This window comes from Streptomyces sp. NBC_01546, from assembly GCF_045208355.1.
Classification (GTDB): Bacteria; Actinomycetota; Actinomycetes; order Streptomycetales; family Streptomycetaceae; genus Streptomyces.
In genome coordinates, this window is the sequence record NZ_CP109379.1 from 3,902,403 (window position 1) to 3,915,699 (window position 13,297).

At 71.0% G+C, this 13,297-nt stretch carries 10 protein-coding genes; 7 read left to right on the forward strand and 3 right to left on the reverse strand.

What is annotated here, in order from left to right:
• Nucleotides 1-67 precede the first annotated feature (67 nt).
• The 3 genes from OHA89_RS17790 to OHA89_RS17800 are packed head-to-tail and all read left to right on the forward strand — an operon-like array spanning nt 68 to nt 3,425.
• Nucleotides 68-1,189, forward strand: a complete 1,122-nt coding sequence (locus OHA89_RS17790; protein ID WP_266608624.1) for a S1C family serine protease — start codon at nt 68-70, stop codon at nt 1,187-1,189.
• Between the two features lie 50 nt (nt 1,190-1,239).
• The gene (locus tag OHA89_RS17795; protein WP_266608625.1) at nt 1,240-1,980 is read left to right on the forward strand and encodes a response regulator transcription factor; all 741 of its coding nucleotides are present in this window, start codon (nt 1,240-1,242) and stop codon (nt 1,978-1,980) included.
• A 5-nt stretch (nt 1,981-1,985) separates the two neighbouring features.
• A complete protein-coding gene (locus OHA89_RS17800; protein ID WP_215139656.1) occupies nt 1,986-3,425 on the forward strand; it encodes a cell wall metabolism sensor histidine kinase WalK in 1,440 nt (479 codons plus the stop codon).
• Here the strand turns inward: OHA89_RS17800 and OHA89_RS17805 are convergent.
• Together OHA89_RS17805 and OHA89_RS17810 are read right to left on the reverse strand one after the other, a co-directional pair.
• The gene (locus tag OHA89_RS17805) at nt 3,405-4,283 is read right to left on the reverse strand and encodes a phosphatidylinositol-specific phospholipase C (protein ID WP_266608626.1); all 879 of its coding nucleotides are present in this window, start codon (nt 4,281-4,283) and stop codon (nt 3,405-3,407) included. The genes OHA89_RS17800 and OHA89_RS17805 overlap by 21 nt on opposite strands.
• A 129-nt stretch (nt 4,284-4,412) precedes the next feature.
• Nucleotides 4,413-4,982 (reverse strand): TetR/AcrR family transcriptional regulator, encoded by a 570-nt coding sequence (locus OHA89_RS17810; RefSeq protein WP_257555163.1) that lies wholly within the window; start codon nt 4,980-4,982, stop codon nt 4,413-4,415.
• A 125-nt stretch (nt 4,983-5,107) separates the two neighbouring features.
• On the opposite strand from OHA89_RS17810, the gene OHA89_RS17815 reads away from it, so the two are divergent.
• Nucleotides 5,108-5,884 carry an alpha/beta fold hydrolase gene (locus tag OHA89_RS17815; protein ID WP_266608628.1) on the forward strand — a complete coding sequence of 259 codons (777 nt, stop codon included), beginning with the start codon at nt 5,108-5,110 and terminating at the stop codon, nt 5,882-5,884.
• Between the two features lie 73 nt (nt 5,885-5,957).
• Here OHA89_RS17815 and OHA89_RS17820 read toward each other — a convergent pair whose 3' ends face one another.
• Nucleotides 5,958-7,772, reverse strand: coding sequence for a bifunctional UDP-sugar hydrolase/5'-nucleotidase (locus OHA89_RS17820; RefSeq protein ID WP_266608629.1), 1,815 nt, complete (start codon nt 7,770-7,772; stop codon nt 5,958-5,960).
• A gap of 239 nt (nt 7,773-8,011) precedes the next feature.
• On the opposite strand from OHA89_RS17820, the gene OHA89_RS17825 reads away from it, so the two are divergent.
• From OHA89_RS17825 to OHA89_RS17835, 3 genes are all read left to right on the forward strand, one after another.
• Entirely contained in the window at nt 8,012-9,706 is a 1,695-nt protein-coding gene (locus tag OHA89_RS17825) for a hypothetical protein (RefSeq protein WP_406366612.1), read from the forward strand.
• Between the two features lie 102 nt (nt 9,707-9,808).
• Nucleotides 9,809-10,738, forward strand: a complete 930-nt coding sequence (gene mshD, locus OHA89_RS17830) for a mycothiol synthase (protein WP_266608631.1) — start codon at nt 9,809-9,811, stop codon at nt 10,736-10,738.
• Between the two features lie 281 nt (nt 10,739-11,019).
• Nucleotides 11,020-13,296, forward strand: coding sequence for an RNA degradosome polyphosphate kinase (locus OHA89_RS17835; RefSeq protein WP_257555169.1), 2,277 nt, complete (start codon nt 11,020-11,022; stop codon nt 13,294-13,296).
• Nucleotide 13,297 lies beyond the last annotated feature (1 nt).

Below are 13,297 nucleotides of genomic sequence, written 5' to 3' on the forward strand. Positions count from 1 at the left end.
GCGGTTCTGTCGGGCTTCTCAGGCCAGGCTCAGGAAGCTCTCATGATCCGTGGACAGAGTCATAGCCATGACCGAGAGCTTCCGCCGCGAAGGCGAGTACCCGCAGGAGCACCGCCCGACCCAGGCCGGGGCGATCCATCCGCCGCCCCCCGCGTACCCGCCCGCCGCGCCGGGCTGGCACGAGGCGCACCAGCCCCCGGTCATCCTGGGCGAGACCGTCCCGGACGCCCCGGCCCCGGCGGCCCCGGCCGCCCCCACCCGTCACCGCGCCAAGAAGCCGGTCGCGCTGATCGCCGCCGTCGCCCTCGCGGCAGCGGTGATCGGCGGCGGCACCGCAGCCGCCGTCCAGCAGCTGATGGGCACCCCCGCCTCCACCGGCACCGGCGGCGTCAACGGCACCAACGTCTCCCAGTCCAACACCGGCACGGTCTCCGGCGTCGCCGAGCAGGCCGGCCCCTCCGTGGTCCGCATCGACACCCGCACCGGCTCCGGCCAGGGCACCGGCTCCGGCATCGTCGTCACCGCCGACGGCGAGATCGTCACCAACAACCACGTCGTCAGCGGAGCCTCCGAGATCCAGGTGACGATGAGCGACGGGAAGAAGTACGCCGCCAAGATCGTCGGCACCGATCCCGGCAAGGACCTGGCGCTCATCAAGCTCCAGGGGGCCGGAGGCCTCAAGCCCGCCAAGCTCGGCGACTCCGGCAGCCTGAAGGTCGGCGACCAGGTCGTCGCCATCGGCTCCCCCGACCGCCTCACCGGCACCGTGACCAGCGGCATCGTCTCGGCCCTCGACCGCGAGGTGAACGTCGCGAAGCCGGAGCAGCAGTCCCCGCAGCAGCAGGGCGACGGCGGCTGGCCCTTCTCGTACGGCGGCAAGGAGTTCAACGGGAACACCGGCTCGGACACGGCCACGTACAAGGCCATCCAGACGGACGCCTCCCTCAACCCCGGCAACTCGGGCGGCGCCCTGTTCAACATGAACGGCGAGATCGTGGGCATGCCCTCGGCGATCTACTCCCCCAACAGCGGCGGCGCCGCCGGCAGCGTCGGTCTCGGGTTCGCCATCCCGGTCAACACCATCAAGGCCGACCTGGACTCCCTCCGCAAGGGCGGCCCCGGCGGCGCGGGCTCCGGCAGCGGCAGCGGCTCAGGCACCGGCACGACCGGCTTCGGCACCTCGTACTGAGACCCTGGATCCTGGTAACCGCGACCGACCACCACCCCTGGGGGACCTCAATGGCTGCAATCCCTGCCACGGGCGACCAGCAGCGCATCCTCGTCGTCGACGACGAGCCGGCCGTCCGTGAGGCCCTGCGCCGCAGCCTCGCCTTCGAGGGGTACGCCGTACAGACCGCGGTCGACGGGCTCGACGCCCTCGACAGGGCGGCCTCGTACGCCCCCGACCTGATCGTCCTGGACATCCAGATGCCCCGGATGGACGGACTGACCGCGGCCCGCCGGCTGCGCGCCGCGGGGACTGTCACCCCGGTCCTGATGCTCACCGCCCGCGACACCGTCGGCGACCGCGTCACCGGCCTCGACGCGGGCGCCGACGACTACCTCGTCAAGCCCTTCGAGCTCGACGAGCTCTTCGCCCGCGTCCGCGCCCTGCTGCGCCGCAGCTCCTACGCCGCCCCGCAGCCGGGCGGCGAGAGCCTCGAGGACGCGCTGACCTTCGGCGACCTGCGCATGGACCTGGCCACCCGCGAGGTCACCCGGTCCGGGCGCCCGGTGGAGCTGACCCGTACGGAGTTCACGCTGCTGGAGATGTTCCTCGCGCACCCGCGCCAGGTCCTGACCCGCGAGCAGATCCTCAAGACCGTCTGGGGCTTCGACTTCGAACCCAGCTCCAACTCCCTGGACGTGTACGTGATGTACCTGCGCCGCAAGACCGAGGCGGGCGGCGAGCCCCGCCTGGTCCACACCGTGCGCGGGGTGGGCTACGTACTGCGCGCCGGCGAGAGCGGTCCCGAGTGATCCGGATGTCCCCGGCCGCCAGATTCCGCGCCCTGCCGCTGCGCTCCCGCCTCGCGCTGCTGGTCACGGTGGCGGTGGCGCTGGCCGTGGCCGCCTGCGCGGCGGTGTCCTGGGTGATGGTGCGTGCCCAGCTCCTCGACCAGCTGGACCGCTCGCTCCTGGCGACCAATCCGAACGCCCAGGTGTCGCGCGCCCTGGAGGACCGGCGCTGCGCCCGCCCTCCCGAGGCGCAGCAGGACATCGCCGGGAACCTCAACGCGACGGTCCAGATCGTCACCGCCGACGGCGCGCACTGCTGGGTGAGCGGCCCTGAGACGCTGCCCGTGACCGCCGTGGACAAGGAGATCGCGGCGGGCAAGCACCGGGCCGCCCTGCAGGACGTGACGACCACCGACGGCACCGACATGCGCGTCTACACCTTCCCCGCACAGGCCCAGCCCGGCGGCCCGGTCTTCGCGATCTCCGTCGCCAAACCGCTCGCCGACATCGACAAGCCCCTGTCCACACTGGCCTGGGTGCTGCTCCTGGTCTCCGGCATCGGGGTGGTCGGCGCGGGCGCCGCCGGGCTGTGGGTGGCGCGGACCGGACTGCAGCCCGTCGACGAACTGACCGGCGCGGTCGAGCACATCGCGCGGACCGAGGACCTCACCGTACGGATCCCCGACGAGGGTGACGACGAGATCGCCCGCCTGTCGCGGTCCTTCAACTCCATGACGGCCGCCCTCGCCTCCTCCCAGGAGCGGCAGGCCCAGCTGATCGCCGACGCCGGGCACGAGCTGCGCACCCCGCTGACCTCGCTGCGGACGAACATCGAGCTGCTGGCCCGCAGCGAGGAGACCGGCCGTGCCATCCCGCCCGAGGACCGCAGGGAGCTGCTGGCCTCGGTCAAGGCACAGATGACCGAGCTCGCCGCGCTGATCGGGGACCTCCAGGAGCTGTCCCGCCCCGACGCCGTCTCCCCCGGCCCGCTCGGGGTGGTGGCCCTGCACGAGATCACCGGGGCCGCGCTGTCCCGGGCCCGGCTGCGCGGTCCGGAGCTGGACTTCAGCTCCGCCCTGGATCCCTGGTACGTACGGGGCGAGGCGGCCGCGCTGGAGCGGGCGGTGGTCAACGTCCTGGACAACGCGGTGAAGTTCAGCCCGCCGGGCGGCGCGGTCGAGGTGACGCTGCGGGCGGGCGAGCTGCGCGTACGGGACCACGGTCCGGGCATCCCGGACGAGGACCTCCCGCACGTCTTCGAGCGCTTCTGGCGCTCCCCCTCCGCCCGCGCCCTGCCCGGCAGCGGCCTGGGCCTGTCGATCGTGGCCCGTACGGTGGCACGCGCGGGCGGGAGCGCCGAACTGCGGGCGGCGGCCGACGGCGGACCGGGCACGGAGGCGGTGCTCCGCATCCCGGGAGCCCCGTCCCCGCCGCCGCCCGGGCCCTCAGTTGTGCCGGATCAGTGAGGCGACCAGGCCGGAGCGGGTGTTCGGGAAGTCCATCGGGACGATCCCCAGCCCGGTCCGGCCGGCCATCTCCGCGCCGTCGACGAAGGCGTGCACCTGCGGGTTGAGGCGGTCGGAGTTCCAGCGCGGCGGCATGTACGCCGAGGTGCTGCTGTAGTTCACGAAGAGCTTGCCGGGCTGCTGGACGGCCTTGCGGAAGTGGTTCTCGATCTTGCCGCGTTTGGCGAAGGGCTCGGCGTTCCAGTCGTCCTGGATGTCGAAGACGTTGCCGTCGCCGTAGCGCAGGCCGGGCAGTCCGCCGTTGTCGGCGAGCAGGACCACCTTGCCGCGGGCCTGGCCGAGCGCGGGCAGGGTGTCGGCGATCCGGAACAGCGGGCGCCAGCCGCGGTTGTCCAGGTAGTCGTCGAAGACGGCGCGGAAGGTGGCGTCGCTGTCCGTGGAGTACTCCTGCTTGAGCCGCATCAGGACGGTCTCGGACGGGCGCGCGGCGAGGAAGTTCCAGCAGGCGGCGAGCACGTCGCCGAACATCAGGTTCTGGTAGAAGGACCCGTGGTGGATGGCGAACGAGCCGCCCGTCACCCGGCAGCGGACGTCGAGGAACCGGATGCCGGAGTCGAGCTGTTCGGCGATCGAGGTGTTCTGGCACGCGACGTAGAGCCCGCCCTGGCGGGCTCCGGAGTCGTGCGTGCCGGGGATGGTCATCCGCTGGAGGGGCGTCGGGTCGCCGAGGCCCGCCATCCAGTCCTGGGTGCCCAGTGCCGTGGCCGCGGCGGATGGTGTGCCGAGCCCGACGGCAACGCCCGTAGCCAGTGCTCCGGCCAGAAACGCCCGCCGGTCCAGTCCCACGCCCATGCCCATGCCCGCCCCTTTGCCGACCCAGTGGTGGGTCCGGATTATGGCGTGCGGAACCAGCCTTTACTACCTGCCGGTAGGAGCAAACTTAAGAACAACTCCCTTATACCTCAGGCGAGTTGGGGCAAGACGGCCCTAACCGTCCAGCAGCTCCGCCATCGCGCGCAGCCCCCGGGCGATCGACTGCCCGTCGGGCGTGTGCTCCGGGTCGGTCAGGCACTGGACCATCACCCCGGTGAGCAGCGCGATATGCACCGACCCGAGGGCCCGTACGTCCTCCTCGGTGACCGCGTCCTCGGACACCCCGCGCAGCTGCGCGGCCACCATGCGCCGGGACCTTCGCTGGCCCTCGGCCAGGACCGCGAGCAGCTCGGGCGAGGACTGCGCGTGCACGAAGGCCTCGACGTTGGCGATCCACAGCCAGCTCATGTCGCCGAAGTCCCGGATCTTGCGGTCCCAGGTGTCGGCGTACCGCTCCACGGCGGTGTCGCCCTGCCCGGTGAGCCGTCCGGACCCCGCGGCCCACTCGTCCATCGCGGCGAAGAGCGCCTGGTTGAGCAGCACCTCACGCGATCCGAAGTGGTAGCCGATCGCGGCCATGCTGACCTTCGACGCCGTGGCGATGTCGCGCACGGTCGTGCGGAGGTACCCCTTCTCCTCCAGGCAGCGCCGGGCTCCGGCCAGCAGGTCCTCGCGATTTCCCATGCCGGGATCGTATCCGCGCCCCCTCTTGGGCAAGCGCCCTAGACATACGTATTGCGCGCTTGCCCAAATCCTGGCAGGCTTCGGTCATCGGAAGAAGATCCACGGGCCCACAGGAGGCACCTGCCATGCGCCACGAGCTGAAGATCGACGACCGCACCCTGTCCTACCTGGACTTCGGAGGCACCGGCCGCCCGCTGCTCGCCCTGCACGGCGGCCTCTCCGAAGCGGCCTCCTACGCCGGCCTGGCCACCGCCCTCGGCGACGAGTGGCGGATCATCGCCCCCGACCAGCGCGGCCACGGCGACTCCGACCGCACCCCCGAGTACACCCGCGAGGGATATGTGGGCGACGCCGTCGCGCTGCTGGAACACCTGGGCCTGGGCACCCCCGTGCCCGTCCTCGGCTTCTCCCTCGGCGGCACCAACGCCTACCACCTGGCCGCCGCCCGCCCCGACCTGGTCTCCGCGCTGATCAACGTCGACTGCCCCGTGGAGGTGGTGCCCAAGGACGGTCCGGACTTCTGGGCCTTCCTCCACCACCTCCCGTACACCGCGCCGACCCGCGAGGAACTCATCACCGCGCTCGGCCCGATGGGCCCGACCTACGCCCCCGCGCTGCGCCCCGAGGGCAGCGGCTGGCGGCTGCCGTTCCACCCGCAGGACACCCTGGCCACCCTGGCGCTCGCCCACGGCGACCGCTGGGACGTCTGGCTTGCCAGCGACTGCCCGGCGCTGCTGATCCACGGCCTGCGCAGCCAGGCGCTCCCCAAGGAGCAGGCCGACGCGATGGTCTCCCGGCGGCCCGGGACCTCGTACGCCGCCCTCGACACCGAGCACTTCGTGCCCTTCCAGGACCCGGAGGGCTTCGCGAAGGCCGTCCACGCCTTCCTCGCGACCCTCTAGCGACGCCGGAGAACGCCGAAGGGGCGGCGGGCCGACCGGCCCGCCGCCCCGCACAGGGGTACTGCGTGACGTACTACTTGATGACCGTGATCCGGTCCGCCGCCGGCGGGACGATCGGGTTCGCGGCCGTCGACTTGCCCAGGTAGGCGTTGAAGCAGTCCAGGTCGGGCGCGCCGACCAGCTTGTTCTTGTGCTCCTTCAGGACGGTGAAGCCGTCACCGCCGCCCGCGAGGAACTCGTTCATCGCGACCCGGTAGGTCTTGGCGGGGTCGATCGCCGCGCCGTTGAGCCTGACCGAGTCCACGACGATGCGGTCCGCACCGGCCTTGGTCATGTCGAGGGTGTACGTGAAGCCCTTCGACACCTGGAGGATCTTCGGGTTCGGGCCGTTGACCGTGCCGCTGACCTGCTGCTGGAGCGCGGTGATCAGCTGCGCGCCGGTCAGGTCCACGATGTTCATCATGTTGTTGAACGGCTGGACCGTGTAGGACTCGCCGTACGTCACCACACCGTCGCCCTCGGCCCCCGAGGCCTTGTAGGCGAGGTCTGCACGGATGCCGCCCGGGTTCATGATGGCCAGCTGCGCGCCGCCCTTGTCGGCCGGGGCGAGCGCCTCGAGCTGCGCGTCGGCGATCAGGTCACCGAGCGGCTTCTCCGGCGCCTCGGAGCCGCGGCCGGAGATGTCGGCCGAGATGAAGCCCTGCGGGCGGTTCGCGATCGGGGCCGCCAGCTCGCTCCAGCGCTTGATCAGCTCGGTCATGTCCGCGGCCTTGGGCTGGTCGCGGGTGACGACCTTGTTGACCGGCTTGGGCGAGCTGACCGGCGTACGGACGATGTCCTTGGTCTGCCGGTCGTAGGTCAGCGTGGTGTCCGTGAACAGCCGGCCGTAGGAGGCGGCGGAGGTCACCATGCGCGGGTTGCCCGCCGGGTCGGGGATGTTGCAGGCGTACGCCTGGTGCGTGTGGCCGGTGACCAGCGCGTCGACCTTGGCGTCCACGTTCTTGGCTATGTCGACGATGGCACCGGAGATGCCGGCGCCCGCGCCCGGGACGTTGCAGTCGTAGTTGTACGCGCCGTTCGCGGGCAGACCGCCCTCGTGGATCAGCGCGACGATCGACTTCACGCCCTGCTTGTTCAGCTCGGCGGCGTACTTGTTGATCGTCTCGATCTCGTCGCCGAACTTCAGCCCCTTGACGCCCTCGGCGGTGACGACGTCCGGAGTGCCCTCCAGGGTGACGCCGATGAAGCCGATCTTCACGTCCCCCTTCTTCCAGATGAAGGTGGGGTTCATCATCGGACGCTTGGTCTTCTCGTCCGTGACGTTGGCGGCGAGGAACTTGAACTCGGAGCCCGTGAACTCCTTGCCGGGCTCGAAGCAGCCCTCGACCGGGTGGCAGCCGCCGTACGCCATGCGGCGCAGCTCGGCCTTGCCCTCGTCGAACTCGTGGTTGCCGACGCTGGTGACGTCCAGGCCGAGCTTGTTCAGCGCCTCGACGCTCGGCTCGTCGTGGAAGAGCCCGGACAGCATCGGGCTGCCGCCGATCATGTCACCGGCCGTGGCCGTGACGGAGTACTCGTGGCCCTTGCGGGCTTCGCGCAGGCTGGTCGCGAGGTACTCGACCCCGCCTGCGGGTATGGCCTTGGTGGTGCCGTCGGCCTGACGTTCGGTCACGTTGCCGGACGAGCCCTGCGGGGGCTCGAGCGTGCCGTGGAAATCGTTGAACGACAGCATCTGCACATCGACGGTCCGGCTCTTGCCGGCACCGCCACCACTCGCGGCGCCGGCCGGCAGAGCGGCGGCGACCATCGCCCCGGCCCCGGCCGTGACGGCGAGAGCGGTGAAGGTCAACCGGCGGGTGCGGCGGTGCCGTTGTGGCGTCGCTGACATTTAGTCCCCTTTGTGGACAGCGAGACAAACTTGGGAGGTCCGCCGCAGCCTATTGTCAACGCGCGTAGCACGACAGGGGGTAAGGGGTAGCCGACTGCTGAATTGTTAGAAGGTCGCGGCCGGACATCGGATACCTCTTTTGGGTGAACATGGGCCATATTGAGAGGTTCCCGGCCTTGCCGAACTGGTTGCCTGTGGGGGCGGGATGGCCGCTGCGGCGAGTGGAGAGGGGGCGGGCTGTGGCGCAGGGCACACGGAAGAAGGTGCTCGAACTCCGCCTGCTAGCAGATCCATTCGTGGTCGCTGCCCCAACTGGTGCCCGCATCCGAGACCGTCTGCGTCTGAGTTCGGCGGATGAGAAGATCCTGATGCTCCTCGGTGACCACCTCGGTCATCACGCTCGTGCTGATCTGGCCGAACGCGTCCGTATCGGCAAGGTGCCGGTCAAGGACAATCGTCGGGCGGAGCGTAAGCGCGCGCTGACGAAAGTGTCGTCGTCACGGTGGGCGGGGGCCATCACCCGGGCCAGTGAGGACCAGTACCGGCTGTCATTGCGCTGTCTTTTCGATGAGCGGGCGTTGCTGCGCAGGGCAATCACGGAGATCGGCAAACGTCTGGCTGTACCCTGCGGCCGACGTGTGGGTGGGGTTCGGGGCTACCAGAGCCGGGCTGAGCGGGCACAGAAGCAGTGCCGGCTGCAGTCGCTCACCGCCCGCCTGACCGAGGTGGATCGGCGTATCGAGGGCGGGCATCCGGCGATCGTGCTCGGCGGGCGAAGGCTCGCGAGGGCACGGCACAACCTCGCCGACACCAGTCTCACGGAGAGCGAGTGGCGGGAGCGGTGGGACTCTGCCCGTTTGTTCCTGACCGCCGACGGCGAGTCCGGCGTGCCCTACGGGAACTACACGATCAGCGTTGACCCGGCCGACGGCAGCGTCACGATCGTCCTGCCCGAACCAATGCGGCACCTCGCCAACGCGCCCCGTGGCCGGTACCAGCTCGACTGCACCGTCACCTTCCACCACCGCTTGGATGAGTGGCTGGACCGGATCACCGCCGGCCAAGCCGTCCGCTACGACATCGTTCACGACCCGTCCCGCGGCCGCTGGTACCTCGACGCCTCCTGGGCCACCCCGAAAAGAGTGCAGCCCACTGCGGACGAGCTCGCCGCCACCGGCGCCCGCCTGCTGGCGGTCGACCTCAACGCCGATCATCTCGCCGCCTGCGTCGTAGACACCCACGGCAACCCGGTCGGTGAACCCGTCACGGTGCCCACCGACCTGCCCGGCCCCACATCCCATCGCGACGGCCGCCTACGGGCCGCGATCACCGAACTCATCAACCTCGCCAGGGCGAACGGCTGCGCCGGCCTGGCGATCGAGAATCTCGGCTTCGCTGACGCCCGTGCCACAGGCCGCGAAACCATGGGACACGGCAGACACGGCAAGAACTTCCGCCGCGCCGTCGCCGGACTTCCCACCGCGCGCTTCCGGGAACGGCTGCGCGGCATGGCCCACCACCACGGGCTCGTTGTGATCGCCGTCGACCCCGCATACACCTCCCGTTGGGGAGCCCAGCACTGGAAGCAGCCGCTCCAGCAACAATCGAAGACCACCGTCGTCACCGGCCACCACGCGGCCGCTGCGGCAATCGGCAGGCGCGCCCTCGGACACGGGCTACGGCGTCGGCCAGGTGTGACCGCACACGACCAGAGGATCGTGGCGCGGAGAGCTACCGGCCAGACCGTCCCCCGCCCGAGGGCACGCGGGACCGCGAGCCCGCCAAGGACCGCAGGCACGCCCCACCAGGGCACCAAGACCTGCCGGGACCGAAGCGACCAGCACGCGCTGTTCCCAGTCTCCCAAGACCGTTCGGGGAGACAACCGGCCAGTCCGGTAGGAGGCGATGCGGCCAACACGGGCCAACTCGGCTAGGAACGGTATCGAGGTGGTTACACGGAGACGTACGCGGACAAGGCGGACCGATGCCCGGGGCCGCACCAGCACCTCCGCCCGCCGCGGTCGTAGTCTCAGGGCATGACTGACGCAGCAGCGGCCCTGGAGCCGGGACGGCAGATTGAGACCCTCGACGAGCTGACGGAGGAACAGGCCGCAGCCGTACTCGCCCTGATCGAGGACGCGGCACGCACCGACGGCACCACCGCCGTGTCCGAACAGGGACGCCTCCAGCTGCGCGGCGGGCCGCGCGAGGGCATCCGGCACTTCCTGCTCACCGAGGGCGGCCGGCTCGCCGGATACGGGCAACTGGAGGACACCGACCCGGTGGAGGCCCCGGCCGCCGAGCTCGTCGTCCACCCGGCGCTGCGCGGACGCGGCCACGGGCGGGCACTCGGCACGGCCCTGCTGGCCGCCTCCGGCAAGCGGATCCGGGTGTGGGCCCACGGCGGCAAGTCGGCCGCCCGGCACCTGGCCCAGGTGCTCGGCCTGACGCTGTTCCGCGAGCTGCGCCAGCTGCGCCGGCCGCTCGGCCCGGACGCGGACCCGCTGCCGGAACCGGTACTGCCGGCGGGTGTGACCGTACGGACCTTCCTGCCCGGCACCGACGACGAGGCCTGGCTCGCGGCGAACGCGGCCGCCTTCGCCCACCACCCCGAGCAGGGCGCGCTGACCCAGCGGGACCTGAACGACCGGATCGCGCAGCCCTGGTTCGACCCGCAGGGCTTCTTCCTCGCCGAGCGCGCCGGAGAGCTGGTCGGATTCCACTGGACGAAGATCCACCGGGCCGAGCAGCTGGGCGAGGTCTACGTGCTCGGCGTCCGCCCGGGGGCCCAGGGCGGCGGCCTCGGCAAGGCCCTGACGGCGATCGGCCTGCGCCACCTCGCGGCGGCGGGCCTGCCCACGGCGATGCTGTACGTGGACGCCGACAATCCGGCGGCCCTGGCCGTCTACGAGCGCATGGGCTTCACGACCCACGAGGTGGACCTGATGTACCGGACGGAGAGCTGAGCCGGTCCAGACCCCCTGGGGCCCCTCCCGGCGGTGGCCGGGGGAGTTTGCGGCGTGGGGGTCCCCCCGGACGGAGTCTGGGGGGAGGGTCCGGGGCGGACACGCACCGCACCCCGGCGCACACATAGCGGACTCGTGCGCCAGCCGGACCCGGGAAGCCACACGCCATTAACCAGGCATTAAGACGCGCTTGCGACTCTCCCCGCATGTACCCCCGACTCCGACTGACGGCCGACACTTCCGACGCGCCTGTCCTGCCGCGCGCGCGGAAGAATGGAGTCATGAGCCACAAGCCCAGCGCAGGTCCCACCGAGGTCCCCGCCCAGCACCCGTCTCAGACGTCCGCCGCCCCCGCGGGAGGGCCGGGCAATACGGCCGTCACCGGCGCCCACGCGCGGATAGGTTCCATCAGCGCGCACCGCCCGCACGTCGACCTCGAGCCCGATCTCGACGCCGACCTGGACGCCTACGACGACAAGGACGGCGGCGAGCTGCCGCCCGGCCGGTTCCTCGACCGGGAGCGCAGCTGGCTCGCCTTCAACGAGCGGGTGCTGGAGCTCGCCGAGGATCCGACGACGCCCCTCCTGGAGCGCGCCAACTTCCTGGCGATCTTCGCGAGCAACCTCGACGAGTTCTTCATGGTCCGCGTGGCGGGCCTCAAGCGGCGTATCGCGACCGGCGTCGCCACCCGTTCGGCCTCAGGCCTGCAGCCCCGCGAGGTGCTGGACCTCATCTGGACCCGCTCGCGCGAGCTCATGGCCCGGCACGCCGCCTGCTTCCAGCAGGACATCTCCCCGGCGCTGGCCGAGGAGGGCGTCCACCTCATCCGCTGGCCGGACCTCACCGAGAAGGAGCAGGCCCGCCTCTTCACCCTGTTCCGCAACCAGATCTTCCCGGTGCTGACCCCGCTGGCCGTCGACCCCGCGCACCCGTTCCCGTACATCTCGGGCCTCTCGCTGAACCTGGCCGTGGTCGTGCGCAACCCCGTCAGCGGTCACCGCCACTTCGCCCGGGTCAAGGTCCCGCCGCTCCTCTCCCGCTTCCTGGAGGCCTCCCCGCAGCGCTACGTCCCGCTGGAGGACGTCATCGCCGCGCACCTGGAGGAGCTGTTCCCCGGCATGGAGGTGCTCGCGCACCACATGTTCCGCGTGACCCGCAACGAGGACCTCGAGGTGGAGGAGGACGACGCCGAGAACCTCCTCCAGGCCCTGGAGAAGGAGCTCATGCGGCGCCGCTTCGGCCCGCCCGTGCGCCTGGAGGTCGAGGAGTCCATCGACCCGGGCGTCCTGGACCTCCTGGTGCAGGAGCTGAAGGTCAACCCCTCCGAGGTGTACCCGCTGCCCGGTCCGCTGGACCTGACGGCCCTCTTCGGGATCGCCTCCCTGGACCGGCCCGAGCTGAAGTACCCCAAGTTCATCGCCGGCACCCACCGGGACCTGGCCGAGGTCGAGTCCGCGTCCGCGCCGGACATCTTCGCCGCGCTGCGCGAGCGGGACGTGCTGCTGCACCACCCGTACGACTCCTTCTCCACCTCGGTGCAGGCCTTCCTGGAGCAGGCCGCCGCCGACCCGGACGTCCTCGCGATCAAGCAGACGCTGTACCGCACCTCCGGCGACTCCCCGATCGTGGACGCCCTGATCGACGCCGCCGACTCGGGCAAGCAGGTCCTCGTACTCGTCGAGATCAAGGCCCGCTTCGACGAGCAGGCCAACATCAAGTGGGCGCGCAAGCTGGAGGAGTCCGGCTGCCACGTCGTCTACGGGCTCGTCGGCCTCAAGACCCACTGCAAGCTCTCGCTCGTCGTCCGCCAGGAGGGCGACCAGCTGCGCCGCTACTCGCACGTGGGCACCGGCAACTACCACCCCAAGACCGCCCGGCTCTACGAGGACCTCGGCCTGCTCACCGCCGACCCGCAGGTCGGCGCGGACCTCTCCGACCTCTTCAACCGGCTGTCCGGCTACTCGCGCCGCGAGACCTACCGCCGGCTGATGGTGGCACCCCGCTCGCTGCGCGACGGGCTGATAGCCCGGATCGACAAGGAGGCCGCCCACCACCGGGCCGGCCGCCCCGCGTACGTGCGCCTGAAGATGAACTCGATCGTCGACGAGGCCCTCATCGACTCGCTCTACCGGGCCTCCCAGGCCGGTGTGCCCGTCGACATCTGGGTGCGCGGCATCTGCGCGGTGCGCCCCGGAGTACCCGGACTCTCGGAGAACATCCGGATCCGCTCGATCCTCGGCCGCTTCCTGGAACACTCCCGGGTCTTCGCCTTCGGCAACGGCGGCGAACCCGAGGTGTGGATCGGCAGCGCCGACATGATGCACCGCAACCTCGACCGCCGTATCGAGGCACTGGTCAGGGTCGCCGACCCGGCCCACCGCGCGGCCCTGGACCGGATGCTGGAAACCGGGATGTCCGACGTCACCTCCTCCTGGCACCTGGGCCCGGACGGCGAATGGACGCGACACAGCACGGACGCGGAAGGCCAGCCGCTGCGGCACGTACAGGAGATGCTCATAGACGCCCGGAGGCGCCGGCGTGGCTCAGCCAAACCATGAC

What these genes read in the sequence shown, in the direction of transcription:
- OHA89_RS17790 (WP_266608624.1), top strand. Translation starts at nt 68, where the DNA reads ATGACCGAGAGCTTCCGCCGCGAAGGCGAGTACCCGCAGGAGCACCGC.
- OHA89_RS17795 (WP_266608625.1), top strand. Translation starts at nt 1,240, where the DNA reads ATGGCTGCAATCCCTGCCACGGGCGACCAGCAGCGCATCCTCGTCGTC.
- OHA89_RS17800 (WP_215139656.1), top strand. Translation starts at nt 1,986, where the DNA reads ATGTCCCCGGCCGCCAGATTCCGCGCCCTGCCGCTGCGCTCCCGCCTC.
- OHA89_RS17805 (WP_266608626.1), bottom strand. Translation starts at nt 4,283, where the DNA reads ATGGGCATGGGCGTGGGACTGGACCGGCGGGCGTTTCTGGCCGGAGCA.
- OHA89_RS17810 (WP_257555163.1), bottom strand. Translation starts at nt 4,982, where the DNA reads ATGGGAAATCGCGAGGACCTGCTGGCCGGAGCCCGGCGCTGCCTGGAG.
- OHA89_RS17815 (WP_266608628.1), top strand. Translation starts at nt 5,108, where the DNA reads ATGCGCCACGAGCTGAAGATCGACGACCGCACCCTGTCCTACCTGGAC.
- OHA89_RS17820 (WP_266608629.1), bottom strand. Translation starts at nt 7,772, where the DNA reads ATGTCAGCGACGCCACAACGGCACCGCCGCACCCGCCGGTTGACCTTC.
- mshD (WP_266608631.1), top strand. Translation starts at nt 9,809, where the DNA reads ATGACTGACGCAGCAGCGGCCCTGGAGCCGGGACGGCAGATTGAGACC.
- OHA89_RS17835 (WP_257555169.1), top strand. Translation starts at nt 11,020, where the DNA reads ATGAGCCACAAGCCCAGCGCAGGTCCCACCGAGGTCCCCGCCCAGCAC.